General features: G+C 67.6%; 22 protein-coding genes and 1 pseudogene. 3 read left to right on the plus strand and 20 right to left on the minus strand.

Going from position 1 to position 26,294, the window contains the following annotated elements:
• The 6 genes from DQP57_RS21395 to DQP57_RS21420 form a co-directional block, all read right to left on the minus strand.
• Positions 1-307, minus strand: a 307-nt coding sequence (locus DQP57_RS21395; RefSeq protein WP_240631841.1) for a PE family protein, incomplete at its 3' end; no start/stop codon positions are given.
• Between the two features lie 155 nt (positions 308-462).
• On the minus strand, positions 463-1,653 hold the full coding sequence (tuf, locus tag DQP57_RS21400; RefSeq protein ID WP_044483827.1) for an elongation factor Tu: 1,191 nt from the start codon (positions 1,651-1,653) through the stop codon (positions 463-465).
• A gap of 99 nt (positions 1,654-1,752) precedes the next feature.
• Complete coding sequence (fusA, locus tag DQP57_RS21405; RefSeq protein WP_112634685.1) at positions 1,753-3,858, minus strand: elongation factor G; 2,106 nt, start codon at positions 3,856-3,858, stop codon at positions 1,753-1,755.
• An 81-nt stretch (positions 3,859-3,939) separates the two neighbouring features.
• Complete coding sequence (rpsG, locus tag DQP57_RS21410; RefSeq protein WP_066869309.1) at positions 3,940-4,410, minus strand: 30S ribosomal protein S7; 471 nt, start codon at positions 4,408-4,410, stop codon at positions 3,940-3,942.
• Entirely contained in the window at positions 4,410-4,784 is a 375-nt protein-coding gene (gene rpsL / locus DQP57_RS21415; protein WP_007767794.1) for a 30S ribosomal protein S12, read from the minus strand. Before rpsL ends, rpsG begins: the two co-directional genes overlap by 1 nt.
• A 258-nt stretch (positions 4,785-5,042) precedes the next feature.
• Positions 5,043-5,687, minus strand: coding sequence for a TetR/AcrR family transcriptional regulator (locus tag DQP57_RS21420; RefSeq protein WP_112634686.1), 645 nt, complete (start codon positions 5,685-5,687; stop codon positions 5,043-5,045).
• Between the two features lie 198 nt (positions 5,688-5,885).
• Between DQP57_RS21420 and DQP57_RS21425 the strand changes: the two genes are divergently transcribed.
• Together DQP57_RS21425 and DQP57_RS21430 are read left to right on the plus strand one after the other, a co-directional pair.
• Entirely contained in the window at positions 5,886-6,260 is a 375-nt protein-coding gene (locus tag DQP57_RS21425; protein ID WP_112634687.1) for a DUF3060 domain-containing protein, read from the plus strand.
• Between the two features lie 45 nt (positions 6,261-6,305).
• Positions 6,306-6,788, plus strand: coding sequence for a DUF3060 domain-containing protein (locus tag DQP57_RS21430; protein WP_112634688.1), 483 nt, complete (start codon positions 6,306-6,308; stop codon positions 6,786-6,788).
• A gap of 4 nt (positions 6,789-6,792) precedes the next feature.
• Here the strand turns inward: DQP57_RS21430 and DQP57_RS21435 are convergent, their stop codons facing one another.
• The 9 genes from DQP57_RS21435 to DQP57_RS21480 form a co-directional block, all read right to left on the minus strand.
• Positions 6,793-7,560, minus strand: a complete 768-nt coding sequence (locus tag DQP57_RS21435; protein WP_112634689.1) for a crotonase/enoyl-CoA hydratase family protein — start codon at positions 7,558-7,560, stop codon at positions 6,793-6,795.
• A complete protein-coding gene (locus DQP57_RS21440) occupies positions 7,557-8,276 on the minus strand; it encodes a PaaX family transcriptional regulator C-terminal domain-containing protein (protein ID WP_112634690.1) in 720 nt (239 codons plus the stop codon). The genes DQP57_RS21435 and DQP57_RS21440 overlap by 4 nt, the downstream gene beginning before the upstream one ends.
• Before the next feature lie 2 nt (positions 8,277-8,278).
• Complete coding sequence (locus DQP57_RS21445) at positions 8,279-9,217, minus strand: crotonase/enoyl-CoA hydratase family protein (protein ID WP_112634691.1); 939 nt, start codon at positions 9,215-9,217, stop codon at positions 8,279-8,281.
• 61 nt (positions 9,218-9,278) lie between these two features.
• Positions 9,279-10,907, minus strand: coding sequence for an acyl-CoA dehydrogenase family protein (locus DQP57_RS21450; RefSeq protein ID WP_112634692.1), 1,629 nt, complete (start codon positions 10,905-10,907; stop codon positions 9,279-9,281).
• A 54-nt stretch (positions 10,908-10,961) separates the two neighbouring features.
• On the minus strand, positions 10,962-11,717 hold the full coding sequence (locus DQP57_RS21455; RefSeq protein WP_112634693.1) for a deoxyribonuclease IV: 756 nt from the start codon (positions 11,715-11,717) through the stop codon (positions 10,962-10,964).
• A gap of 140 nt (positions 11,718-11,857) precedes the next feature.
• The gene (locus DQP57_RS21460) at positions 11,858-15,808 is read right to left on the minus strand and encodes a DNA-directed RNA polymerase subunit beta' (RefSeq protein ID WP_112634694.1); all 3,951 of its coding nucleotides are present in this window, start codon (positions 15,806-15,808) and stop codon (positions 11,858-11,860) included.
• 68 nt (positions 15,809-15,876) lie between these two features.
• Positions 15,877-19,383, minus strand: coding sequence for a DNA-directed RNA polymerase subunit beta (locus DQP57_RS21465; RefSeq protein WP_112634695.1), 3,507 nt, complete (start codon positions 19,381-19,383; stop codon positions 15,877-15,879).
• Positions 19,384-19,775: 392 nt separating this feature from the next.
• Positions 19,776-20,786 (minus strand): ABC transporter ATP-binding protein, encoded by a 1,011-nt coding sequence (locus DQP57_RS21475; RefSeq protein WP_007767822.1) that lies wholly within the window; start codon positions 20,784-20,786, stop codon positions 19,776-19,778.
• Positions 20,787-20,968: 182 nt separating this feature from the next.
• Positions 20,969-22,471: a carotenoid oxygenase family protein gene (locus DQP57_RS21480; RefSeq protein ID WP_112634696.1), complete on the minus strand. Its 1,503-nt coding sequence runs from the start codon at positions 22,469-22,471 to the stop codon at positions 20,969-20,971.
• A 71-nt stretch (positions 22,472-22,542) separates the two neighbouring features.
• On the opposite strand from DQP57_RS21480, the gene DQP57_RS21485 reads away from it, so the two are divergent.
• Positions 22,543-23,232, plus strand: a complete 690-nt coding sequence (locus DQP57_RS21485) for a TetR/AcrR family transcriptional regulator (RefSeq protein ID WP_112634697.1) — start codon at positions 22,543-22,545, stop codon at positions 23,230-23,232.
• 49 nt (positions 23,233-23,281) lie between these two features.
• On the opposite strand, the gene rplL is transcribed toward DQP57_RS21485, so the two are convergent.
• From rplL to DQP57_RS21510, 5 genes and pseudogenes are all read right to left on the minus strand, one after another.
• A complete protein-coding gene (gene rplL / locus DQP57_RS21490; protein ID WP_066869254.1) occupies positions 23,282-23,677 on the minus strand; it encodes a 50S ribosomal protein L7/L12 in 396 nt (131 codons plus the stop codon).
• 44 nt (positions 23,678-23,721) lie between these two features.
• On the minus strand, positions 23,722-24,345 hold the full coding sequence (gene rplJ / locus DQP57_RS21495) for a 50S ribosomal protein L10 (RefSeq protein ID WP_112634698.1): 624 nt from the start codon (positions 24,343-24,345) through the stop codon (positions 23,722-23,724).
• Between the two features lie 249 nt (positions 24,346-24,594).
• Entirely contained in the window at positions 24,595-25,035 is a 441-nt protein-coding gene (locus tag DQP57_RS21500; protein ID WP_112634699.1) for an anthrone oxygenase family protein, read from the minus strand.
• Between the two features lie 32 nt (positions 25,036-25,067).
• Positions 25,068-25,988: an ROK family protein gene (locus tag DQP57_RS21505; protein ID WP_112634700.1), complete on the minus strand. Its 921-nt coding sequence runs from the start codon at positions 25,986-25,988 to the stop codon at positions 25,068-25,070.
• A gap of 5 nt (positions 25,989-25,993) precedes the next feature.
• Positions 25,994-26,294 (minus strand): annotated as a pseudogene (locus DQP57_RS21510) (malonyl CoA-ACP transacylase); the annotation flags it as partial.

Below are 26,294 nucleotides of genomic sequence, written 5' to 3' on the forward strand. Positions count from 1 at the left end.
CCGCCGCGCTCTGCAGGGGCGAGGTGTTGGCGGCCTCGGCGAACGCATACTGCGCCGCACCACCGTTCATCAACTGCACGAACTGGCTGTGGAACGCGGCCGCCTGTGCGCTCAGCGCCTGATAGACCTGGGAATGCGCATCGAACAGGGCGGCGATGCTCGCCGACACCTCGTCGGCGCCGGGCGCCAGCACGCCCGAGGTCGGTCCGAGCGCGGCGGTGTTGGCGGAGGTGATCGTCGACCCGATCCGGGCCAGGTCCCCCGCGGCCGCCGCCACGAATTCGGGAGTCGCTTGAACGTATGACATCGGCACCTCCCCGCACGCCTAGGCGTCAGCAGAATTATGAGCAAATCCTAAACCAGCCGGCGGCCCCGCCGCTTGATTTCTCCCGCGTTGCCCGGGCGCAGAAGCACAAAGCCCGGATCGCCGAGGCGGCGATCCGGGCTTTGCGGTGGTTCGAACTACTTGATGATCTTGACGACCCGGCCGGCGCCGACGGTGCGGCCACCCTCACGGATCGCGAACCGCAGGCCGTCGTCCATGGCGACGGGCTGGATCAGCTTCACCGAGATGTTGGTGTTGTCACCGGGCATCACCATTTCGGTGCCCTCCGGCAGCGTCACCACACCGGTCACGTCGGTGGTGCGGAAGTAGAACTGCGGGCGGTAGTTGTTGAAGAACGGCGTGTGCCGGCCGCCCTCGTCCTTGGACAGGATGTAGACCTGGCCCTCGAACTCGGTGTGCGGCGTGGTGGTGCCGGGCTTGGTCACGACCTGACCGCGCTCGACGTCCTCACGCTTGATACCGCGCAGCAACAGCCCGACGTTGTCGCCGGCCTGACCCTGGTCGAGCAGCTTGCGGAACATCTCCACGCCGGTGACGGTGGTCTTGGTGCTGGTCGGCTTGATGCCGACGATCTCGACCTCTTCGTTGACGTTGATGATGCCGCGCTCGACACGACCGGTGACCACGGTGCCACGACCGGTGATGGTGAAGACGTCCTCGACGGGCATCAGGAACGGCTTCTCCGTCTCGCGGACCGGGTCCGGGATGGACTCGTCGACGGCCTCCATCAGCTGCTCGACCGACTCGACCCACTTGGCGTCACCCTCGAGCGCCTTGAGCGCCGAGACCCGCACGACGGGGGCGTCCTCGTCGAACTCCTGGGCGGCCAGCAGCTCGCGGACCTCCATCTCGACGAGCTCGAGCAGCTCCTCGTCGTCGACCATGTCGGCCTTGTTCAGCGCGACCAGGATGTAGGGCACACCCACCTGGCGGGCCAGCAGCACGTGCTCGCGGGTCTGCGGCATCGGGCCATCGGTGGCGGCGACCACCAGGATCGCGCCGTCCATCTGGGCCGCACCGGTGATCATGTTCTTGATGTAGTCGGCGTGACCCGGGGCGTCGACGTGCGCGTAGTGACGCTTCTCCGTCTGGTACTCCACGTGGGAGATGTTGATGGTGATACCGCGCTGACGCTCTTCGGGCGCGTTGTCGATCTGGTCGAATGCGCGCGACTCGTTCAGGTTGGGGTACTTGTCGTGCAGAACCTTGGTGATAGCCGCGGTCAGCGTGGTCTTGCCGTGGTCAACGTGACCAATGGTCCCGATGTTGACGTGCGGCTTCGTCCGCTCGAACTTCGCCTTCGCCACTTCTGTGTCCTCCTGGACTAGTTGGTGCTTGTTAAAGCAGTGTTGGTGTTTTCCGTTGTGCCGCGGTTGTAACCGGGCAAGATTACTCCGAGGGCTTTCTCACTGGCCCGTCGCCTTCGCGATGATCTCCTTTGACACGTTCGCCGGCACTTCGGCGTAGGAGTCGAAGACCATGGAGTAGTTCGCCCGGCCTTGGGTCTTGGACCGCAGGTCGCCGACGTAGCCGAACATCTCCGACAGCGGCACATGCGCCTTGACCACGCGCGCACCGCTCCGCTCCTCCATGGCCTGGATCTGGCCACGGCGGGAGTTCAAGTCGCCGATCACGTCGCCCATGTAGTCCTCGGGCGTGGTGACCTCGACGGCCATGATCGGTTCCAGGATGACCGGCTGTGCTTGCTGCGCAGCCTTTTTCAGCACCTGGGAACCGGCGATCTTGAAGGCCATTTCCGACGAATCGACCTCGTGGAACGCCCCGTCGAGCAGGGTGACCTTCAGGTTCACCAGCGGGTAGCCGGCCAGCACGCCGTACTGCATGGCGTCTTGGGCACCGGCGTCCACCGACGGGATGTACTCCCTGGGGATGCGCCCACCGGTCACCTTGTTCTCGAACTCGTAGGTCGCACCGTCCTCGCCGGTGAACGGCTCGAGGTTGATGATCACCTTCGCGAACTGACCCGAGCCACCCGTCTGCTTCTTGTGGGTGAACTCGACGTTGTTCGCGGCCCGCTTGATGGTCTCCTTGTAGGCCACCTGCGGCTTACCGACGTTGGCCTCGACCTTGAACTCGCGGCGCATCCGGTCCACCAGGATGTCCAGGTGCAGCTCGCCCATGCCGCCGATGACGGTCTGGCCGGTCTCCTGGTCCAGGTGCACCTTGAAGGTCGGGTCTTCCTCGGCGAGCTTCTGGATCGACAGCGACAGCTTCTCCTGGTCGCTCTTCGTCTTGGGCTCGATGGCCACCTCGATGACCGGGTCGGGGAAGGTCATCGACTCCAGCACGATCTGCTGGTTCGGGTCGCTCAGGGTGTCACCGGTGGTGGTGTCCTTGAGCCCGATCACGGCGTAGATGTGACCCGCCGAGGCGGTCCCCACCGGGTTCTCCTTGTTGGAGTGCATCTGGAACAGCTTGCCCAGCCGCTCCTTCTTGCCCTTGGTGGCGTTGATGACCTGGCTGCCGGAGTCGACCTTGCCCGAGTACACCCGGACGTAGGTCAGCTTGCCGAAGAACGGGTGCGTCGCCACCTTGAACGCGAGCGCGGAGAACGGCTCGTCGGTCGACGGGTTGCGGGTGACCTCGTCGTCCTCCTTGCCCGGGGCGTGGCCGACGGCCGGCGGCACGTCCAGCGGCGAGGGCAGGTAGTCGATGACGGCGTCCAGCATCGGCTGCACACCCTTGTTCTTGAAGGCGCTGCCGCACAGCACCGGGTAGGCCTCCGAGCTGATGGTCAGCTTGCGGATGGCGGCCTTGATCTCGGCCACCGTGAGCTCTTCGCCGCCGAGGTACTTGTCCAGCAGCGCCTCGTCGGTCTCGGCGACGGCCTCGAGCAGCTTGGTGCGGTATTCCTCGGCCTTCTCGGCCAGCTCGGCGGGGATCTCGATGGTGTCGTAGGTCTCGCCCAGCTTCGTCTCGCCGCGCCACACCTTGGCGTTCATCTCGACCAGGTCGACGATGCCCTCGAAGTCACCCTCGGAGCCCACGGGCAGCTGGATCGGGATGGCGTTGGCGCCGAGACGCTCCTCCATGGTCTTCACGGAGAAGTAGAAGTCGGCCCCGATCTTGTCCATCTTGTTGACGAAGCAGATGCGCGGGACGTCGTACTTGTCGGCCTGGCGCCACACCTGCTCGGACTGCGGCTCGACGCCCTCCTTGCCGTCGAAGACGGCCACGGCACCGTCGAGCACGCGCAGGCTGCGCTCCACCTCGACGGTGAAGTCGACGTGCCCGGGGGTGTCGATGATGTTGATCTGGTTGTCTTTCCAGAAGCAGGTGGTGGCCGCGGAGGTGATGGTGATCCCCCGCTCCTGCTCCTGCTCCATCCAGTCCATGGTGGCGGCGCCGTCGTGCACCTCACCGATCTTGTAGCTGATACCGGTGTAGTAGAGGATGCGCTCGGTCGTCGTCGTCTTGCCGGCGTCGATGTGCGCCATGATGCCGATGTTGCGGACCTTGGTGAGGTCGGTCAGCACGTCCTTCTGTGCCACAGAAGTCTTCCCACTCTTTCGATTGCTTGGTTAGTTCGCTGTCGGTTTGCGCCCGGCCGCACTGCCGTTGGACGCCGCCCCCTACCAGCGATAGTGCGCGAAGGCGCGGTTGGCCTCGGCCATCTTGTGGGTGTCCTCGCGCCGCTTGACGGCGGCTCCGAGGCCGTTGCTGGCGTCCAGGATCTCGTTGGCCAGTCGTTCGACCATGGTCTTCTCGCGGCGCTGCTTGGAGAAGCTGACCAGCCAGCGCAGTGCCAGCGTGACCGAGCGATCCGGACGCACCTCGACCGGGACCTGGTAGGTAGCGCCACCGACACGGCGGCTGCGCACCTCGAGGGAGGGTTTGACGTTGTCCATCGCCCGCTTGAGCGTGATCACCGGGTCGGTGCCAGTCTTGTCGCGGGCCTGTTCGAGCGCACCATAAACAATGCGCTCGGCCAGCGATTTCTTCCCGTCCAGCAGAACTTTGTTCACCAGCTGCGTCACCAGCTGCGACCCGTAAACCGGGTCATTGACCAACGGACGCTTCGGCGCGGGCCCCTTGCGCGGCATCAGCTCTTCTCCTTCTTGGCGCCGTAACGGCTGCGAGCCTGCTTGCGGTTCTTGACACCCTGGGTGTCCAGCGATCCGCGGATGATCTTGTACCGGACACCGGGCAGGTCCTTCACACGACCACCACGCACCAGCACCATCGAGTGCTCCTGCAGGTTGTGGCCCTCGCCGGGGATGTAGGCCGTGACCTCAACCTGGCTCGTCAGCTTCACGCGGGCGACCTTCCGAAGCGCCGAGTTCGGCTTCTTCGGGGTGGTGGTGTACACGCGGGTGCATACGCCACGGCGCTGCGGGCTGCCCTTCAGGGCCGCGGTCTTGACCTTGGCGACCTTGTCGCGGCGACCCTTGCGGACCAGCTGCTGAATGGTTGGCATCTACCGGCTTTCTGTGTTCGTGTTCGGCATACTTCTAGCGTTTTCAAGTCTGTGTACTGCAGTTATGCCCGTCCGCGTCACCCCGCGTCCGGGTGTGTCGCATGCGCTGCGCACCGGAGAAGGTCCGATGCTTCGTGGACACGCGAATTCGCCCGGCATCCACTCCCTTACGGTTAGGCGCCGTAAGCCGCCAGGCACGAGGGACCACAATACCCGCCGCCGGTCTCGCAGGTCAAAGCGACGGCGGAGGCTATCCGGCTAGTAGCGCGCACCATCGGCGGCGGTGCGCCTTTCCAGACCGGCCGCCAGCCGCAGCACCATGTCGGAGAACAACGCGTCGGTGTCGATGTCGTCCATCACGCCCGTCATCTCCAGCAAAACGAAGCCGTGCAGGGCGGACCAGAACTCCAGCGCCGCATGGAAGGCCGCCTCGCCGTCCAGGCCGTAGGACGAGAGCACGGCGATCACCGGCGCGGCCGCCCCACGGGTCGCGGCGGTGTACTCGGGATCGTCACCGCCCAGCGGCATCCGGGTGAAGGCCGAGTAGCGGCCCGGGTGGTGGTGGGCGTAACTGCGGTAGGCCCCCGCCATCACCAACACCGCGTCGTCGCGGGCGCGGCCCTCGCCGACCCGGTTGAGCATCATGATGATGTCGTCGATCACGCGGATCCGCACCGCGCGGCGCAGGTCCTCCAGGCTGTCCACGTGGTTGTACAGCGACGGGCCCTTGGTGCCCAGCTGCATCGCCAGCGCGTTGATCGTCAGGGCGTCCCATCCCTCGCGATCCAGGAACGTCAGCGCGCCGTCGATGATCCCGTCCCGGCTGAGCTTGGCCGGACGGGACGCGGGCCGTCCCGCGCGTTGGCGTCCGGCCGCCGACGGCGGATCCGGTGGAGCTGCCATGGCGGTCGCCCTTCGATTGCGTGAACGGGTTGCGATTAACTAATGACTCTAGTTGACGCCCGCCCGGACATTCATCGCCCGGAGGCGATACGGGGGGCGCGGCGAAGGAAAATAAACTCTGCCACCGGGCAGGCAAATGCACGTAATGTCATGCTTGCTCGTCTCGAGCAGCCGACCCGTCGAAAAAGGGGGCCCGCAGTGAAGTGGACGACTGTCGCCGGGTCACTGGCCATCTGTGTCATCGTCGTCGCCGGCGCCGCCGCCCCAGCGGGCATCGCGCAGGCCAAGAACGGCGACACCCACGTGATCGGGCAGGACATCGAGCAGACGATCGACTGCAACGACGCCACGCTGATGGTCAACGGCTCCGGCATCACCGTCACCGCGCTCGGCAACTGCTACGCCGTGACGGTGATGGGTTCGTCGAACACCGTCATCGCCGACTCGGTTTCGCACGACATCACCGTGTACGGCTACAACCAGACGGTGTTCTACAAGAACGGCCAGCCCGCCCTGTGGGACCGCGGCCGCGAACTGGGCATGACCAACCGGCTGCAGCAGGTGCCGGGCTGAGCCACGCCGCACACCATCATCGGAATCGAGGGGAATCGAGGACACATGGCCTACATCCGTGACCGTTCGCAGCGCCTGGCCGTGCTCGCCGTGACGCCGGCCGCCGCGGCCCTGGTGCTGGCCGGCTGCAGTTCGACGGCCAACCCGCCGGCCGGCACTTCGACGACCACCACGAAGACCACGACGACGACCAGTGCGGGCGCCGCGCCGACCACGGGATCCAGCGGGGCCAGCACCACCGCGTCCATCGAGATCGGCAACACGATCAATTACGGATCGATGGGCACCACCGCCACGCTGGACTGCGCCAGCGGCAAGTCGCTGAACGTCGGCGGCTCGGACAACACCCTGACCATCACGGGCACCTGTGAGACGGCCACCGTCACCGGGACCAACAACAAGATCACCTTCGACAAGGTCAACACCCGCATCACGGTGCTGGGCATGAACAACACCATCACCTACAAAGACGGTGACCCCAAGGTCGACAAGATCGGCCAGAGCAACACGATCAACAAGGGCAGCTGAGGCGTCAGCCGGCCGGCGCACCGTGCCGGCCGGCGCCCGCCGCGAAGCGCCCGGCCCCTTCGTTCGCCTCCGCGGCCACCCGGGAGATGCTGGCGAATTCGAAGTCGAGCGCGTCGGATTCCGTTGTCCCCCACTGATGTAACGCCGAGTGCCGGTCGGAGCGCAGGCACTGCTGCGGCAGCGCCGCCAGTTGGGCCGCCAATCCCTCGGCGGCCTGGCGCGATTGACCTTTGGGGACAACACGATTCGCCAACCCGATGGCCTGGGCCTCGGCGGCGGCCACCGCGCGGCCGGTGAGGATCATGTCCATCGCGCGGCTGTGGCCGATCAGCCGGGGCAGCCGCACGGTGCCGCCGTCGATCAGCGGGACCCCCCAGCGCCGGCAGAACACGCCGAACACCGCGTCCTCCTCGGCGACCCGCAGGTCGCACCAGATCGCCAGCTCCAGGCCCCCGGCGACGGCGTAACCGCTCACCGCGGCGATGACCGGCTTGGACAGCACCATCCGCGTCGGGCCCATCGGGCCGGGGCCGCTGCGGTGCACAGCGTTGGCGTCCGGCGTGCCGAAGGCCTTCAGATCGGCTCCGGCGCAGAAGGTTCCGCCCTCGCCCCACAGCACGGCCACCGATGCGGAGTCGTCGCGGTCGAACTCCTCGAAGGCCGCGTACAGCGCGGCGGCCGTCGGGCCGTTGACCGCGTTGCGCGCGTTCGGCCGGTTGATGATCACTGTGGTCACCGGGCCGTTGCGCTCGACCCGCACCGGATCAGTCATGTCGCCTCCGCAAATAGTGGTTCGCGCCGCTGGAGCAGCTCAGCGGCGAAGTCGTGGTAGGCCGCCCGGAGCCGGGCGCCCGGCCAGCCGGCCGGCAGTAGCTCGTCGGGCAACACCGGATCGGTGAGCAGGTGGCGCACCATCGCGGCCGCCACCACGAAGCGGCCGGGAATGTCTGGCGCGGCGGCCATCTCGTCGAGCAGCTCGTGACCGATCCGCGCCCAGGCGGGCAGGTCCCACAGCTGACCGGCCAGCTCGGCGGGGTCGTCGTCGCGCGCCCGCAGCACCCGCGCCTGGGCCGCGACCTCGGGACCGGGTCCCGCGTCGATGTTGTCGGGGCGCATCCAAACGCCTTCGCGAAGCTCACCGAAACGCTTGTCGTGCAAGGTCGTTCGCAGGGCCGCCCGGGTCCGCGCGTCCTTGCCCACGCTGGTCACGATGAGCGTGATCCACTCCCCGCTCCACGGGTGTACCCGCGGGTCGATGGCATCGTCCTGGCGCCGCTGACGGGCCAACAGGCGATCCGAGAGCCGGTAGCCGTCCGCCGAGCGGATCAGGTCACCGGCGCCGACCATGCGGGTCAGCGCAACCCGCAGCGTCGACTCCTTGATGCCGAAATCGGCAGTGAGCCGGACCAATTCGTTGGCCCGGGCGTGGGCGGGGTGCGCGCCGAGCAGCACGCTGAGCACCACCGACCGCGCTGTCAGGTCCGGCACGGCTACACCCCGGACGCGCGGCGGCCATGGTCGCCAAACGGTTCATCGCGATGTCGCACCGCCTCGCGGAAGCCGTGCTCGACCGCGTCGGCGACGAAGGCGTGGCCCTCGGGCGTGTGCCGCGCGACGCCGTCGAACACCGTGCTGACCATCCTGCTGGTCGCCACGCCCTGTTGCAGCAGCGCGGAATTCAGCGCGAGCTTGACCATGATCAGCTGGTTGACCGGCACCGCGGCGATCCGCTCGACCAGCCGCTCGGTGCGCTCGTCGAGGTCGCCCGGATCCGGCGCCTCGACCGCCCATCCCCACTCGGCGGCCTGCGCGCCGGTGATGCAATCACCGGTGAACAACAGCCTTTTCGCGCGCGCGTCGCCGAGCCGGTGCGCCCACAGGCCGGCCGCGGGAACGCCCCACACCCGGGTGGGCGGGTAGCCGATCTTGGCGTCGGCGGCGGCGATCACCTGATCGGCGTGCAGCGCGATGTCGGTGCCGCCGGCCACGCAGTAGCCGTGGATCTTGACCACCGTCGGCTTGTCGGCGTGCATCAGGCTGGAGAAGCCGCGCACGAAGCGGCTCATCATCTGATAGTCGATCATCGGGTCCCACGGCTGATCCGGCACATGGTTGACCGCCTGGGTCTTTCCGTCCAGCACCGTCCCCTGATACGCGCCGGTGCCGCCGGCCGAGCCGGTGCGATCGGCGTAGGCGCTCAGGTCGAAGCCCGCGCAGAAGCCCTCGCCCCGACCGGACACCAGGATGACGTGGACGTTCGGGTCGAGGTCGGCGCGCTCCACCAGGGCCGAGAGCTCCAGCGGGGTGTCGGCGACGATCGCGTTGCCCTTGTCCGGCCGGTTGAACGTGATGCGGGCAACCCGGTCGGTGACCTCGTAGGTCATCGTCTTGAGGTTGTCGAAGTCCACCGGCCTGATCGCGTGGGTCATCGGCGCCGCTCCTCCTCATCGCTTCGCTCTGCATCGTCGTCGGCGCAAGTCATGTTGTGGCTCAGCCCTTTACCAGCGCCCGCTCCAGGATCGGTGCGAGGTCGAGCCCGTCGGGCATGGTGCCGAACGCGCCACCCCACCGGCGGTCGAGCCGGGTCGTCAGGAAGGCCTCGGCGACCGCGGGGTGGCCGTGGCGCACCAGCAGCGAGCCCTGCAGCGCCAGGCAGATGTCTTCGGCGACCTTGCGGCCGCGGTAGGCGATGGTCTCCAGGTCGGCCAGCTGATCGCGCAGCCGCGAGACGTGACCGGCCAGTCGCGGGTCCTGGCCCGCGCCGTCGGCGAGTTCGTCGAACAGCACCTCGACGCATTCGGGGCGAGTGGCCATGGCGCGCAACGTGTCCAGCGCGCTGACGTTGCCCGAGCCCTCCCAGATGCCCATCAGCGGCGCCTCCCGGTACAGCCGCGGCATGCCCGAGTCCTCGACATAGCCGTTGCCGCCCAGGCATTCCAAGGCCTCGGCGGCGTGCGGGGTGGAGCGCTTGCACACCCAGTACTTGCTGGCCGCCAGGCCGATCCGGCGCAGCAGCGCCTCGCGCTGGTCGCCGCGCACGGCCTGGTCGGTGGCCCCGGCCATCCGCATCGCGACCATGGTGGCCGCCTCCGCCTCGACGGCCAGGTCGGCCAGCACGTTGCGCATCAGTGGCTGGTCGATCAGGTAGGCGCCGAAGGCCTTTCGGTGCTGAGCGTGGTAGATCGCGCGGGTCAGACCCGTGCGCATGCTGGTGGCGCTGCCCAGGGTGCAGTCCAGCCGGGTGAGGTTGACCATCTCGATGATGGTGGGCACACCGCGCCCTTCCTCCCCCACCAGCCACGCGATCGCACCGTCGTACTCGACCTCGCTGGACGCGTTGGCGTGGTTGCCGAGCTTGTCCTTGAGCCGCTGCAAGAACATCCGGTTGCGGGTGCCGTCGGGCAGGACCCGCGGCAGCAGGAAGCACGACAGGCCGCCCGGTGCCTGCGCGAGCACCAGGAAGATGTCGCACATCGGCGCGGAGGTGAACCACTTGTGCCCGGTCAGGCTGTAGGAGCCGTCGGCGTTGGGGGTCGCCTCGGTGGTGCCGGCGCGCACGTCGGAGCCGCCCTGCTTCTCCGTCATCGACATGCCCGCGGTGATGCCCCGCTTGGTGGTCGCCAGCCTGAGCTCGGGGTCGTATTCGCGGCTGGTCAGCAGCGGCTCGTACACCTTGGCCAGGTCGGGGTTGCAGCGCAGCGCGGGCACGACGGCGTACGTCATCGAGATCGGGCAGATGTGGCCCGGCTCGACCGTCCACACCGACGTTTTGGCGGCGCGGACGACGTGCGCGCCCGGGCGCTCGTCGGCCCACGGTGCGGCGTGCATGCCGTGGGCGACCGCCGCGCGCATCAGTTCGTGGTAGGCGGGGTCGTATTCGACCTCGTCGACGCGGTGACCGTTGCGGTCGTGGGTGTGCAGGATGGGCCGGTTACGGTCGGCGAGCTCGCCCCACCGCTGCGCCTGGTGGGTGGCCGACAGCGCGCCGACCTCGTTCACCTCGTCCAGGCCCCACTGGCCGCCCTCGCGGATCAGGGCCTCGATGAGCACCGGGGAACTGGCGGGGTTGTGGTTCTCCAGGGGCGGGACCTGGTTGGTGACGACATGCGTATCCGACATGCCCCCAATGTTACATTTTCCCGACAGTTGCACAAGAGGTGTAACAGCGGGTGGTCAGCCCGTGACGTTGTCCCGCAGGAAGGCGATGTCGTCCTTGCGGCCCTCGTCCGCGGTCTCGCAGATCACTGGGGCGCCGGCGGCCTCGACCACCGCGACGAGCAGCTGCGGGTCGATCTGGCCGGTGCCGAAGTTGGCGTGCCGGTCCGCGCCGGACCCGGCCGCGTCCCTCGAGTCGTTGCAGTGCACCAGGTCGATGCGCCCGGTCAGGGCCTTGATCCTGTCGACCGCATCGATCAGGGCCTCGCCGGCGGCCCAGGCGTGACAGGTGTCCAGGCAGAAGCCAATTCCCTTGTCGCCGATGTGATCCCACAGCCGGCCGATGGTGTCGAAATAGCGGGCCATCGCGTGGTCGCCGCCGGCTGTGTTCTCCAGATACACCTGCACGTCCGACTCCAGGTAGTCCAGCGCTTTGACCCACCGCTCGAAGCCGGCTTCCATGTCGTCGTCGTCGGCGTGGCCGCCGTGCACGATGACCGCCGTCGCGTTGATCTGCGCGGCCGCGTCGCAGGTGTCCTGCAGGATCTTGCGCGACGGGATCCGGATGCGGTTGTTCGCCGACGCCACGTTGATGAGGTACGGCGCATGGACGTACAGCGGCACGGTCGACGCCTTGAGCGCCTCGGCGTCCTCGCGGGGTTTGGGTTTCTTCCAGCTCTGCGGGTTGCCGAGGAAGAACTGCACCACGTCGGCGCCGTCGGCCTGCGCGGCGGCCAGCGGGTCGTCATTGCGGACGTGTGAACCGATGAGCACGCGGCCAGTCTAATGACGGGCCCCGACGGCCGGCGAACGTGCACTCAGTGCGAAATTTCGCCCGGCAAGTCGCGGCCGGTGCACGTTCGGCGAGCACGACAAAGCCCCGGGGGCGAACCCCGGGGCTTTGTCGTTGTGGACTAGCGGTAGTCGCTGTAGCCGTAGTCGTCCAGCGGCACCGCGGCACCGGTGGCCTGGCCGAAGTCCGGGCTGTAGTACTGATCCTCGTAGGACGGGATCGTGTACGCGGCGGCCCGGGCCTCCTCGGTCGGCTGCACCTGGATGTTGCGGTACCGGTTGATACCGGTACCGGCCGGGATCAGCTTTCCGATGATCACGTTCTCCTTCAGACCGTTGAGCTTGTCGCTGCGGCAGTTGATCGCCGCATCGGTCAGCACTCGCGTGGTCTCCTGGAACGACGCCGCAGAAAGCCACGAGTCGGTGGCCAGCGACGCCTTCGTGATACCCATCAGCACCGGACGGCCGGCGGCGGGCTCGCCACCCTCGGCCACCACGCGGCGGTTCTCCGCCTCGAACTCCGCACGGTCGATCAGCGAGCCGGGCAGGAACTCCGTCGAGCCCGAGTCGATGATGGTGACGCGGCGCAGCATCTGGCGAACGATCACCTCGATGTGCTTGTCGTGGATCGACACACCCTGGGCCCGGTAGACCTCCTGGACCTCGCGGACCAAGTGGATCTGCACCTCGCGGGGGCCCTGCACGCGCAGCACCTCGTGCGGGTCGGCCGAACCCTCCATCAGCTGCTGGCCCACCTCGACGTGGTCGCCGTCGGACAGCACCCGCTCGGAACCGTCCTCGTGCTTGAACACCCGCAGCCGCTGCCGCTTGGACAGCTTGTCGTACACGACCTCTTCGCTGCCGTCGTCGGGAACGATGGTGATCTTGTAGAACCGCTCACCGTCCTCGAGACGGACCCGGCCGGTGACGTCGGCGATCGGCGCCTTGCCGCGCGGGATGCGGGCCTCGAACAGCTCCTGGACCCGGGGCAGACCGCCGGTGATGTCCTCACCGACACCACCCTGGTGGAAGGTGCGCATGGTCAGCTGGGTACCGGGCTCACCGATGGACTGCGCCGCGACGATACCGACGGCCTCGCCGATGTCGACCAGCTTCCCGGTGGCCATGGACCGCCCGTAGCAGGTCGCGCACACGCCGGTGCCGGTGGTGCACGTCAGCACCGAGCGCACCTTGATCTGCGTGATGCCCGCGGCCAGCAGGGCTTCGATCGACGGGTCACCCAGGTCCTCGCCACGCGCCACGACGACGTTGCCGGCCTCGTCGACCGCGTCGGCGCCCAGAGTCCGTGCGTACGCCGAGGTTTCGATGTACGGGTCGCGGATCAGCGTGCCGTCGGGCTGACGCTCGGCCAGCTCGACGAGGATGCCGCGCTCGGTCTCGCAGTCGTGCTCGCGGACGATGACGTCCTGGCTCACGTCCACCAGACGACGGGTCAGGTACCCGGAGTCGGCGGTACGCAACGCGGTGTCCGCCAAGCCCTTTCGAGCGCCGTGGGTGTTGATGAAGTACTCCAGCACGGTCAGGCCCTCACGGAACGAGGACTTGACCGGACGCGGGATGAACTCACCCTTCGGGTTGGTCACCAGACCCTTCATGCCGGCCAGCGTTCGCGTCTGGGTGAAGTTACCCGTGGCGCCCGAGTCGACGATCGTGATGATCGGGTTGTCGGCCGGGTAGTGCTCACGCAGCGCCTGGCCGACCTCGTCGGTGGCTTCCTTCCAGATCTCCACCAGCGCCTCGTTGCGCTCGTCGTGGTTCAAAGCACCACGCTGGAACTGCTTTTCGACCTTCTCGGCCCGCTCCTCGTAGTGGTCGAGGATCTCCTTCTTGCGCGGCGGGACGAGCACGTCGGCCATCGAGACCGTGACACCGCTGCGGGTCGCCCAGTAGAAACCGGCGTCCTTGAGCTTGTCCACGGTCTGCGCGACCACGATCATCGGGTAGCGCTCGGCCAGGTCATTGATGATCGACGCCTGCACCTTCTTGTGCATCTGCTTGTTCACGAACGGGTAGCCCACCGGCAGCAGTTCGTTGAACAGCACACGGCCCAAGGTGGTCTCGGCCATCCAGGCGTCGCCCGGCTGCCAGCCGTTGGCGCCGAACAGCTCGGCCTCGATCTCGGCCGGCGGACGCAACTGGGTCAGCCGCACCTTGATCTTGGCCCGCACCGACAGCACGCCACGGTCGGACGCCATGATCGCCTCGGCCGGTGAGGAGTACACCCCGACTTCGGGCTCGTCCTTGGCGGCCGGCTTGAATTCGCCCTTGTCGCCGTCGACTTCGGTGGTCAGGTAGTACAGACCGGTCACCATGTCCAGACGCGGCATGGCCAGCGGACGGCCCGACGCGGGCGACAGGATGTTGTTGGACGACAGCATCAGGATGCGGGCCTCGGCCTGCGCCTCGGCGGACAGCGGCAGGTGCACCGCCATCTGGTCACCGTCGAAGTCCGCGTTGAACGCCTCACACACCAGCGGGTGCAGCTGGATTGCCTTGCCTTCCACCAGCATCGGCTCGAAGGCCTGGATACCCAGGCGGTGCAGGGTGGGTGCGCGGTTCAGCAGCACCGGGTGCTCGGCGATGACCTCTTCGAGGACATCCCACACCTGGGGACGCTGACGCTCCACCATGCGCTTGGCGCTCTTGATGTTCTGCGCGTGGTTGAGGTCGACCAGTCGCTTCATCACGAACGGCTTGAACAGCTCCAGCGCCATCAGCTTGGGCAGACCGCACTGGTGCAGCTTGAGCTGCGGACCGACCACGATGACCGAACGGCCCGAGTAGTCGACGCGCTTACCGAGCAGGTTCTGGCGGAACCGGCCCTGCTTACCCTTGAGCAGGTCCGACAGCGACTTCAGCGGGCGGTTACCCGGCCCGGTGACCGGGCGGCCGCGACGGCCGTTGTCGAACAGCGCGTCCACCGACTCCTGCAGCATCCGCTTCTCGTTGTTGACGATGATCTCGGGCGCGCCGAGGTCGATCAGCCTCTTGAGGCGGTTGTTGCGGTTGATCACGCGGCGGTACAGGTCGTTGAGGTCCGACGTGGCGAACCGGCCACCGTCGAGCTGCACCATCGGGCGCAGTTCCGGCGGGATCACCGGGACGGCGTCGAGCACCATGCCCATCGGGGAGTTACCCGACTGCTGGAACGCGGCGACCACCTTGAGCCGCTTGAGGGCGCGAAGCTTCTTCTGCCCCTTGCCGTTTCGGATCACGTCGCGCAGGATCTCGGCCTCGGCGTCGATGTCGAAGTTCTCGATCAGCTTCTGGATCGACTCCGCGCCCATCGCGCCGGTGAAGTACTCACCGAAGCGGTCGATCAGCTCGCGGTAAAGGTTCTCGTCGACGATCAGCTGCTTGGGGGCCAGCTTGGTGAAGGTCGTCCAGATCTCCTCGAGCCGGTCCAGCTCGCGCTGGGCCCGGTCGCGCAGCTGACGCATCTCGCGCTCGCCGCCGTCGCGAACCTTGCGGCGCGCGTCGGCCTTGGCACCCTCGGCCTCCAGCTCGGCCAGGTCGGCCTCGAGCTTCTGTGCCCGGGCCTCCAGGTCGGCGTCGCGCTGGTCCTCAATCGCCTTGCGCTCCACCATCATTTCGGCCTCGAGCGTCGAGAGCTCGTTGTGGCGCATCTCATCGTCGACCGAGGTGATGACGTAGGCGGCGAAGTAGATGATCTTCTCGAGATCCTTGGGCGCCAGGTCGAGCAGATACCCCAGCCGTGACGGCACGCCCTTGAAGTACCAGATGTGCGTGACGGGAGCGGCCAGCTCGATGTGACCCATCCGCTCGCGACGCACCTTGGCGCGGGTCACCTCGACGCCACAGCGCTCACAGATGATGCCCTTGAACCGGACGCGCTTGTACTTGCCGCAGTAGCACTCCCAGTCGCGAGTCGGTCCGAAGATCTTCTCGCAGAACAGGCCGTCCTTCTCCGGCTTCAGCGTGCGGTAGTTGATCGTCTCCGGCTTCTTGACCTCGCCGTAAGACCATTGCCTGATGTCCTCCGCGGTGGCCAGGCCGATACGGAGTTCATCGAAGAAGTTGACGTCGAGCACGTAACTCCCTTTCCCCTTGCGGGTTTAGTTACCAATACGAGGCTGGCTTGGCTGCAACGGGATTGCCGCTAAGCCAGATCCTCAACAGACGCAGATTCGTTGCGGGACAGGTTGATTCCCAGGTTCGCCGCTGCCCGCTCGAGGTCCTCGTCCTCGCCTTCGCGCAACTCGATCGCCGCACCGTCGGAGGAGAGCACCTCGACGTTGAGGCAGAGCGACTGCAGCTCCTTGAGCAACACCTTGAAGGACTCGGGAATACCCGGCTCCGGGATGTTCTCGCCCTTGACGATCGCCTCGTACACCTTGACCCGGCCGACGGTGTCGTCGGACTTGATGGTCAACAGCTCCTGCAGCGTGTACGCCGCGCCGTAGGCCTGCATGGCCCAGCACTCCATCTCACCGAAGCGCTGGCCACCGAACTGCGCCTTACCACCCAGCGGCTGCTGCGTGATCATCGAGTACGGACCGGTGGAACGGGCGTGGATCTTGTCGTCCACCAGGTGGTGCAGCTTCATGATGTACATGTAGCCGACGGTCACCGGGTACGGGAACGGCTCGCCGCTGCGGCCGTCGAACAGCACCGCCTTGCCGTCGCCGTTGACCATGACCTCACCGTCACGGTTGGGCAGCGTGCAGGACAGCATGCCCTGCAGCTCCTCCTCCTTGGCGCCGTCGAACACCGGCGTCGACACGATCTGGTCCGGCTGCGCGTGCCGCAGGTCCTCGGGCAGGTTGGCCGCCCAGTCGGGTGAGCCGTCGATGTTCCAGCCGGACTTGGCCACCCACCCGAGGTGGGTCTCCAGGATCTGGCCGATGTTCATCCGTCGCGGCACACCGTGGGTGTTCAGGATGATGTCCACCGGCGTGCCGTCCGGCAGGAACGGCATGTCCTCCTGCGGCAGGATCTTGCCGATGACGCCCTTGTTCCCGTGGCGTCCGGCGAGCTTGTCGCCGTCGGAGATCTTGCGCTTCTGGGCCACGTAGACGCGCACCAGCTCGTTGACACCGGCCGGCAGCTCGTCGTCGTCCTCGCGGGAGAACACCCGGATGCCGATGACCTTGCCGGACTCGCCGTGCGGCACCTTCAGTGAGGTGTCGCGGACCTCGCGGGCCTTCTCGCCGAAGATCGCGCGCAGCAGGCGCTCCTCCGGGGTCAGCTCGGTCTCACCCTTCGGGGTGACCTTGCCGACCAGGATGTCGCCGTCACGGACCTCGGCACCGATGCGCACGATGCCGCGCTCGTCCAGGTCGGCCAGCACCTCGTCGGAGACGTTCGGGATGTCCCGGGTGATCTCCTCGGCGCCCAGCTTGGTGTCGCGGGCGTCGATCTCGTGCTCCTCGATGTGGATCGAGGTGAGCACGTCCTCCTCAACCAGGCGGTTGGACAGGATGATCGCGTCCTCGTAGTTGTGGCCTTCCCACGGCATGATCGCCACGAGCAGGTTCTTGCCCAGCGCCATCTCGCCGTTCTCGGTGCAGGGACCGTCGGCGATGACCTGGCCGGCCTCCACCCGCTCACCGGTGTCAACGATCGGCGACTGGTTGGCGCAGGTGCCGTGGTTGGACCGCTCGAACTTGCGCATCCGGTAGGTGTGCCGGGTGCCGTCGTCGGCCATCACGGTGATGTAGTCGGCGGAGACCTCCTCGATCACCCCGGCCTTGTCGGCCACCACCACGTCGCCGGCGTCGATCGCGGCGCGCAGCTCCATGCCCGTGCCCACCAGCGGTGCCTCGCTGCGCACCAGCGGAACCGCCTGGCGCTGCATGTTGGCACCCATCAGGGCGCGGTTGGCGTCGTCGTGCTCGAGGAACGGGATCATGGCCGTGGCCACCGACACCATCTGGCGCGGCGACACGTCCATGTAATCCACCTCGGACGACGGCACGTACTCGACCTCGCCCGCCTTGCGGCGGACCAGGACGCGTGACTCCTCGAACCGGCCGTTCGCGTCGATCGGCGAGTTGGCCTGCGCCACGACGTGGCGGTCCTCCTCGTCGGCGGTCAGGTAGTGGATCTCGTCGGAGACCACACCGTCGACGACCTTGCGGTAGGGCGTCTCGATGAAGCCGAACGGGTTGACCCGGGCGTACACCGACAGCGAGCCGATCAGACCGATGTTCGGACCCTCCGGGGTCTCGATCGGGCACATGCGGCCGTAGTGCGACGGGTGGACGTCACGAACCTCCAGGCCGGCGCGCTCACGGGACAGACCACCCGGGCCCAGCGCCGAAAGGCGACGCTTGTGGGTCAGCCCGGACAGCGGGTTGTTCTGGTCCATGAACTGCGACAGCTGGCTGGTGCCGAAGAACTCCTTGATCGCGGCGACGACCGGCCGGATGTTGATCAGGGTCTGCGGCGTGATGGCCTCGACGTCCTGCGTGGTCATGCGCTCGCGCACGACGCGCTCCATCCGCGACATGCCGACCCGGATCTGGTTCTGGATCAGCTCGCCCACAGTGCGCAACCGGCGGTTGCCGAAGTGGTCGATGTCGTCGGTCTCCACCGGCACCTCGGTGCCGCCGGGGACCGTCATCGTGGCCTGGCCCTCGTGCAGGCGCACCAGGTACTCGATGGTGGCGACGACGTCTTCCTCGGTCAGCGTCGAGCTCGTGATCGGCGCGCCGACGTTCAGGCCGAGCTTCTTGTTGACCTTGTAGCGGCCCACGCGGGCCAGGTCGTAGCGCTTCTCCTTGAAGAACAGGTTCTCCAGCAGGGTCTGCGCGGACTCCTTGGTCGGCGGCTCGCCCGGACGCAGCTTGCGGTAGATGTCCAGCAGCGCCTCGTCGGTGCCGGCGGTGTTGTCCTTCTCCAGCGTCGACATCATGATCTCGGAGAAGCCGAAGCGTTCGGTGATCTGCTCGTTGGTCCAGCCCAGCGCCTTGAGCAGCACGGTGACGGGCTGGCGGCGCTTGCGGTCGATACGCACGCCGACGGTGTCGCGCTTGTCGACGTCGAACTCCAGCCACGCGCCGCGGCTGGGGATCACCTTGACGCTGTGCAGCAGCTTCTCGGTGGACTTGTCGATGGTCTCGTCGAAGTACACGCCGGGCGAGCGGACCAGCTGGCTGACCACGACGCGCTCGGTCCCGTTGATGATGAAGGTGCCCTTCTCGGTCATCATCGGGAAGTCACCCATGAACACCGTCTGGCTCTTGATCTCACCGGTGTTGTTGTTGATGAACTCGGCCGTGACGAACAGCGGGGCCGCGTACGTCATGTCCTTGTCTTTGCACTCGTCGACCGGCGCCTTGACCTCGTCGAAACGCGGGTCGGAGAACGACAGCGACATCGAGCCGGAGAAGTCCTCGATCGGCGAGAGCTCGTAGAGCACCTCTTCCAGGCCACCCACCGGAGTGACGTCCCCGCGGGCGGCGGCGGCCTCGCGCCACCGCGGCGCGCCGATCAACCACTCGAAGGAGTCGATCTGCACGTCAAGCAGACCCGGAACCTCGAGCGGTTCGCGGAGCTTGGCGAAGGAAACTCGGTTGGGCGCTCCCGGCACGGAGCCGTTTGAGGAACTTCCGTTAGAGGAACTTTGTGGGCGATCCGTCTTGCTCTGGCGGAAATCTGCCAAGATGCATCCTTCCAGCACCTCGTGCGACTCACGAAGGCCGGGACCACCGGCCAGCTCGCCGCGAATTGTGTCGGTTCGGCCGGCGAACGAACTGTCCGGATCTCACGCGCAACTAGAACTAAGCCACGTAAGGGGGCTCAGGCTTAGACCACGGTGTCAGGTGGCGGGTGAGGTGGGCAGGAGGTAGCCAGCGCAACGTCCAACAATAGCGCAGGACGGCGCATTCCTCAACTTCCCAGCGTTAGCAGTCCAGGGACATCGGCGCTGGCTGGCATCTCGACTTTCCACTGGATACATGCTGCCCAACAGACTGGCTCGTTTACGGCCCGCCGTCAAGAGGGCGGGCCGTCGTGTTACGCGGAGTTATCGCGAAACCGGCGAGCCCGGGGCCCCTAGTCGCCGACCTCGTGCGCCCGATACTTGTGGGTGCCTTCCATGTCGTCGATGATCGCGGCTTGCGCCTTCTGCGGCAGGGTGTGCAGGATCTCGCGCACCCGCGCCTGGCGCCGGGCGACGGCCTTGCGCTCCGGCATGCCCGGCGACGCGACGATCTGCGGGGGCACACCCTCGATCTCCTCGACACCGCCGGCATGCTGCCCGGCGTCCAGCGCGGCCTGCTCTTCGGCCATGGTCGCCTCGTCCTTTTCCTCGGACATGCCGATCGGTCCGATCCGGCGACCGTTGAGGAACTGCCGCACGACGGGCTCGTCGCTGGTCAGCAGCACCTCGCGGGGGCCGAACATGACCAGCTTGCGGCGGAACAGCATGCCCATGTTGTCCGGCACGGTGCGGGCGATGTTGATGTTGTGGGTCACGATCAGCACCGTGGCGTCGATCTGGGCGTTGATGTCCAGGATCAGCTGGCTCAGGTAGGCGGTACGCACCGGGTCCAGACCGGAGTCCGGCTCGTCGCAGAGGATGATCTGCGGATCCATCACCAGGGCGCGGGCCAGGCTGGCGCGCTTGCGCATACCGCCGGAGATCTCGCCGGGGAACTTCTTCTCGTCGCCACCGAGGCCGACCAGGGTCAGCTTCTCCATGACGATGTCACGGATCTCGCCTTCCTTCTTCTTGGTGTGCTCGCGCAGCGGGAACGCCGCGTTGTCGAACAGGTTCATCGAACCGAACAGGGCGCCGTCCTGGAACATCACGCCGAACAGCGTGCGGATCTCGTAGAGCTCCTTGGCCGTACATTGCAGGATGTCGGTGCCGTCGATGACGACCGAGCCGCGCTCGGGCCGCAACAAACCGATCAGGGACTTCAGGAAAACCGATTTGCCGGTACCCGATGGTCCAAGTAGGACGCTGACCTCCCCGGCGGGGATTTCCAGCGTCACGTCTTCCCAAATTCTCGAGGAGCCGAAGGACTTCGTCAGTCCATTCACCTCGATAGCGACGCCCATGGGGAATCCTTCCGTCGACAGTCGTGCCCGCCACCTGCCCTTTTGTGTGGCATGAGTCACTGTAGCGCACGGCTGGCACACGGCATCAGGGATACGGAGCACTGCGGGAATAAATTGACCGTCCTGAGATCACTCTCACGTCCCGGCGGCACAACTTATTTGACGCACGTGTTAGCCAAACGTTAGCCCGTGGGCGCCCAGTTGCCGTGGAAACCCATCGGAACCCGCTGCGGCAGGTGCACGGTGGCGACCCGCTCGAGCGTCTGCGCGTCCAGCAAGAGCAGCTGGCCCTCGTCGTGCTCGCGGTGATAGCCGAAGCCGATCAGGATGCCGTCATCCTCGGCGCGGGGGGTGGGATTGGGCACAAAGCACATCTCGCCGAGCACGAGGGCGGCATCGAGGTCGGCCGCCGCGCTGGAGCCCGTGGCGTAGTCGTGTTTGTACACCGCGGTGGACATCGCGGATGCCCCGCCGGACAGGTAACCGCCTTCGGTGCCGATGGTGTAGCCGAAGCGGTGCCGCCCGCCCAGCAGGGTCTCGTTGATCCGCGGGAACTCCTGGGGGCGATCGTCGCGGCGCTCGCTGGTCACCGCCCCGGTGGCCAGGTTGACGGTCCAGCGGTCCAGCGTCGGCCGGCTGTCGCCGGGACCGCGCAGGTCACGGTCGAACATCCGCGAATAGCGCACCACGTCGAGCACCAAAACCTCTGCCCCGTCGCGCATCTCGGAGTAGGCGTTGAGCGGGTGGTAGACGTAGCACGGCTCGATGTCGAACCAGCGAATGTCGTTGTTAGTGCCCTCGCGGGGCATGACCCCGATGCGCGCCTGGTAGCCGGGGTTCCAGCGGTAGGGCATCCGGTTGATCGGCTCGCGATTGCGGTTGATCGCCGTCGTCATGGGGCCCGGCACCCGCACGCGCCCGATGAGCGACTGCATCACCAGCCGGGCCGGCAGACTCAACCAGCGCGGCACGTTCGTCGGCATCACCTGCACGGGGTCGAAGGTCACCGGCAGGTCGTAGAGCACCACGTAGTTGTCGGTCAGCGAGAAGTCGTGCATCATCGGCGACCCGCCGACCTCGATGTCCACCGTGCGCCGGGCCCTGCCGGCGGTGTCGATGACGGAGTACTGCACGGTCCGCCCGCGGGTGATTGCGTAGGAGACCGCGTGCAATTCGCCCGTCCGCGGATCGGCGTGCGGGTGGGCGGTGTATCCCCCGAACAACGTCCCGTCGAAATCGCAGGGCCCCTCGGTGTCCAGCTCGTCGGTCAGGCGGTAGTTCGCCCCGCCCCCTTCCACGAGCGCGAGCGTTTGACCGGCATGGCTGAGCACGTTGGTGTTGGGCCCGACGGAAAGCATGCCGGCCCGCGGGTTCAGCCCGCGGGGCGCCGGCTCGCCGAGTGCGGCGCAGACGTGGGCGGTGCGCACCCACCGATTGCGATACCAGCGCGCCTCGCCGTCGCGCAGCGCCACCCCGTGCACCATGCCGTCGCCGCTGAACCAGTGGTAGACGGCCGGGTTCACCTCGGCAACCGGGTTGGGCCCGTTGCGGAGGTAGCGCCCGTCGAGGTGGTCGGGGATGCGTCCGGTGACGCGCAGGTCGTGCGCGGTGACTTCCGCGCTGACCGGCGCCAGAAAGTCCTCGAGATAGGGATTGCCGGGCTTGACGGTTGCCGCTGTCGCCATGGCTGAGCTCCTATAACATTGTTATTTCAGCGTTATTGGCACGGTACGCCGCCGATGAGAAGATGGCAACGATGACTTCAGACGTTCAGCGCAGCGTCCGCGAGGAGCTGCTGCACGCGGCGGTCGCCCTGCTCGACGAGGACGGGCCCGACGCCCTGCAGACGCGCAAGGTCGCCCGCGCCGTGGGGACCTCCACGATGGCGGTCTACACCCACTTCGGCGGGATGCGCGGGCTCATCGCCGAGGTGGCCGAGGAGGGGCTGCGGCAGTTCGACGCCGCGCTGACCGTGCCGCGCACCGACGACCCGGTCGCCGACCTGTTCGTGATCGGGGCGGCCTACCGCCGCTACGCCATCGAGCGCCCGCACATGTACCGGCTGATGTTCGGCAGCACCAGCGCGCACGGCATCAACGCGCCCGCGCACAACGTGCTGACGCTGACGGTCGCCGAGATCGAGCGCGACTACCCGAGCTTCGCGCACGTGGTGCGCGGGGTGCACCGATGCATGCTGGGCGGGCGCATCACGCCCGCGGGCGCCGTGGAAGGCGGCGTCGACGACGCGTCCGTGGTGGCCACCGCCGCCCAATTCTGGGCGTTGATTCACGGGTTCGTCATGCTGGAACTGGCCGGCTATTACGGCGATGACAGCTCGGCGGTGGTCCCGGTGCTGGGCGCGATGACGTCGAACCTGCTTGTGGCCCTTGGCGATTCACCGGAGCAGGTGACACGGTCGCTGCACGCGGCGATGCAGGCGCGCTGAGCGCACGAAACCCCCGGGATGGCGATCCCGGGGGTTTGCGCGCAGTGACTTACTTGACGGTGACGGTGGCGCCGGCGGCCTCGAGCTTGGTCTTGGCCTCGTCGGCGGCCTCCTTGGCCACCTTCTCCAGCAGCGGCTTGGGCGCGCCGTCGACCAGGTCCTTGGCCTCCTTGAGGCCCAGGCCGGAGACGATCTCGCGGACCACCTTGATGACGCCGATCTTCTTGTCACCGGCGGCCTCGAGGATGACGTCGAATTCCGACTGCTCCTCGGCGGCCTCGGCGGGCGCGCCACCGGCGGCGCCACCACCGGCGGCGGCAACGGCGACCGGGGCGGCCGCGGTGACCTCGAAGGTCTCCTCGAACTTCTTCACGAAGTCGGAGAGCTCCAGCAGGGTCATCTCCTTGAAGGCGTCGAGCAGGTCGTCAGTAGACAGCTTTGCCATGGGTGTGGGTCCTTCCTTGTTTTTCCCAGGTTCCGGGGTGGTTGTTATTCGGCGTCGGCCGGGGTTTCCGGCGCCTCAGCGGGTGCTTCCGAAGCGGGTTCGGGGGCGGATTCCGCGGCGGACTCTGCGGCAGCGGCGGGAGCCGCCGGCCCTGCTGCGGCCTTCTTCTCTTGCAGGGCGGCCGCCAGGCGGGCGACCTGCGAGGCCGGAGCGTTGAACAGCCCGGCCGCCTTGGCCAGGTTGCCCTTCATCGCGCCGGCCAGCTTGGCCAGCAGCACCTCGCGCGACTCAAGGTCGGCGATGCGCTCGACTTCGGCGACCGTCAGCGCGCGGCCGTCCATGTAGCCGCCCTTGATGACCAGCGCCTTGTGTTCCTTGGCGAAGGTCTTGATGGCCTTGGCGGCGTCGACCGGTTCCCCGGTGACGAAGGCGATGGCCGTCGGGCCGGCGAAAAGCTCGTCGAGCCCCTCGACCCCGGCCTCCGAAGCCGCCCGCTTGACCAGCGTGTTCTTGGCCACCGAGTAGGTGGCCGCCCCGTTGAGCGAGCGCCGCAGCTCGGCCAGGTTGGCGACGGTCAGACCGCGGTATTCCGTGATCAGGGTCGCGGTCGATTCCTTGAACTGCTCGGCGATGTCTGCAACGGCGGTGGCCTTGTCAGCCCTGGCCATGCCTACCTCCTGAAGTGAAAGTCAATGCGACGTGTCGTCTCGATCCCCCGGAAGAACGACGAACGCCCCGGCGCAGAAGCGGCCGGGGCGTGAAAGGGCGCCGGCGCGAGCCGGCGCGGTTGCCTCGTCCTCCTGCGTGGGCCGCCGGGATGCTCCCGGACCTTCAACCGATTGCTCGGTGACCGACGGTCTTCGGTGGATCGGCCAACAGGATAGCGCGACCTGGCCCGGTCGGCCAAAACGGCGGCCTCAGGTGACCGCGAGGGCCAGCAGGACGAACACCGCCAGCAGCAGGACGACCCGCACCCGGTGCCGTCGATCCCAGCGGGCGGCGAGCTCGCGCGAGAGCCCTCCCGTGCTGGGCCATTTCGCGATGCGGTTGTTGATCGGCACCAGCAGGGTGACCGTCAGCAGCACCACCACGGCCATCAGGCCGGCGGCGATGCCGCAGAGCCAGTCGCGCGGGGCGCCGCGCTCCTGGATCGCCAGCGACACCAACAGCAGCAGGACGATCGCGTACCAGAAGGGCATCGTCGTGCCCAGCGCCCGGCCTGCGCCGCCGCGCGCCGTGCGGAAGGCGTCGTCGGGCAGCCGGGCGAGCAGCGGATGGAAGAAGACGGCGACCGCCAGTTCCACGCCGACCAGCAGCCCGGTGACCACGACCGCGAGCGCGTCGATGCTGTGGTTCATGACAACGACCTTGGCATGAAACCCGCACGGGGTCAGCCCAGGCCCGCGAGCCGGGCGGCGCCGATCAGACCGGCCGCACCGCCGAGTTCGCCCGGCACCACCCGCAGCCCGGACAAGAAGTCCAGGCCGGCGTAGTCGGCGAGCCTGGCCCGCAGCGGGTCGAAGAGCAGCGGCCCGGATCTGGCCACGCCTCCCCCGATCACCACGAGATCCAGATCGCACACCGCGCCGACCGAGGCGATCATCGCGGCGAGCGCGTTGGCCCCGCGGTGAAACGCCCGCTGGGCCACCGGGTCTGCCGCCGCGGCGGCGGCGGCCAGGTCGCTGGCGCCGGCGTCGGGCGGCGCCGACCAGCCGTTCTCGCGCGCCCAGCGCACCATCCACGGTCCGGACGCGACGGTTTCGACGCAGCCGTGGCCGCCGCAGGTGCAGGGCCGGCCGTCCAGCTCGACCACCACGTGACCGACGTGACCGGCGTTGCCGGTGCGTCCCGAGTAGGGGACGCCGTCGAGCACCAGGCCGCCGCCGACCCCGGTGGAGACCACCATGCCCAGCAGGAACCGGGCGTCGGGTCCCGCGGTTTTGCCCGCTCCGATCCAGTGCTCCCCCAACGCCATACAGACGCCGTCGCCGGCCAGCACCACCGGCACCCCGGGCACCGCCGCGGCGACCCTGTCGCGCAAGGGGAACCGGTCCCAGCTGCCGATGTTGATGGGGCTGACCGATCCGCTGCGCAGATCGATGGGCCCGGCCGACGCGATCCCCACCGCTGTGACGGCGGCGTCGGCCGCCCCCAGCGCGTCGGCGATCGTCGCGTCGACGACGGCCCAGACGTCGTCTGGGACGGTGGTGACCGGTGTGGGACGGATGGCGGTGTACACCACCTTCCCACCCGAATCCACCAGCGCGGCAGCGATTTTGGTGCCACCGATGTCCAGCGCGAGGGTGGGCATGGCGCTCAGTGCCGGTGGGTGTTGTCGGGCTGACGGGGGTCCCCGGGATGCTCGTAGCCGGGTGCCAGCTCCACCAGCGCGGCGCGGCGCGCATCCAGCCAGAGCCGGAACGCGCGTCGCCGCGTGGCACCGCGCAGATGCTCTTCGATCGCCGAGCGCACCTCCTCCAGCGGCGGGCCGGTCGGCGCCGGTGTGCGCCAGCCGTGTTCGCCCGACAGCGGCTCGGCGAAGCGCAGCGGGTTGCGGGCGTGGTAGGCGGCCACCTCGGTGTCGCCCACCCGCACCGCGGCGGTGACATCGGCGAAA

Source organism: Mycobacterium colombiense, assembly GCF_003284935.1.
Lineage (GTDB): Bacteria > Actinomycetota > Actinomycetes > Mycobacteriales > Mycobacteriaceae > Mycobacterium > Mycobacterium arosiense_A.

Excerpts from the sequence above, each read along its gene's own strand:
- DQP57_RS21450 (WP_112634692.1), bottom strand. The coding sequence starts at position 10,907 with ATGTCGGATACGCATGTCGTCACCAACCAGGTCCCGCCCCTGGAGAAC.
- DQP57_RS21430 (WP_112634688.1), top strand. The coding sequence starts at position 6,306 with ATGGCCTACATCCGTGACCGTTCGCAGCGCCTGGCCGTGCTCGCCGTG.
- DQP57_RS21445 (WP_112634691.1), bottom strand. The coding sequence starts at position 9,217 with ATGACCCACGCGATCAGGCCGGTGGACTTCGACAACCTCAAGACGATG.
- DQP57_RS21435 (WP_112634689.1), bottom strand. The coding sequence starts at position 7,560 with ATGACTGATCCGGTGCGGGTCGAGCGCAACGGCCCGGTGACCACAGTG.
- DQP57_RS21505 (WP_112634700.1), bottom strand. The coding sequence starts at position 25,988 with ATGCCCACCCTCGCGCTGGACATCGGTGGCACCAAAATCGCTGCCGCG.
- rplJ (WP_112634698.1), bottom strand. The coding sequence starts at position 24,345 with ATGGCCAGGGCTGACAAGGCCACCGCCGTTGCAGACATCGCCGAGCAG.
- rpsL (WP_007767794.1), bottom strand. The coding sequence starts at position 4,784 with ATGCCAACCATTCAGCAGCTGGTCCGCAAGGGTCGCCGCGACAAGGTC.
- rplL (WP_066869254.1), bottom strand. The coding sequence starts at position 23,677 with ATGGCAAAGCTGTCTACTGACGACCTGCTCGACGCCTTCAAGGAGATG.
- DQP57_RS21420 (WP_112634686.1), bottom strand. The coding sequence starts at position 5,687 with ATGGCAGCTCCACCGGATCCGCCGTCGGCGGCCGGACGCCAACGCGCG.
- DQP57_RS21480 (WP_112634696.1), bottom strand. The coding sequence starts at position 22,471 with ATGGCGACAGCGGCAACCGTCAAGCCCGGCAATCCCTATCTCGAGGAC.
- DQP57_RS21485 (WP_112634697.1), top strand. The coding sequence starts at position 22,543 with ATGACTTCAGACGTTCAGCGCAGCGTCCGCGAGGAGCTGCTGCACGCG.
- DQP57_RS21475 (WP_007767822.1), bottom strand. The coding sequence starts at position 20,786 with ATGGGCGTCGCTATCGAGGTGAATGGACTGACGAAGTCCTTCGGCTCC.
- rpsG (WP_066869309.1), bottom strand. The coding sequence starts at position 4,410 with ATGCCGCGCAAGGGGCCCGCGCCGAAGCGTCCGTTGGTCAATGACCCG.
- DQP57_RS21500 (WP_112634699.1), bottom strand. The coding sequence starts at position 25,035 with ATGAACCACAGCATCGACGCGCTCGCGGTCGTGGTCACCGGGCTGCTG.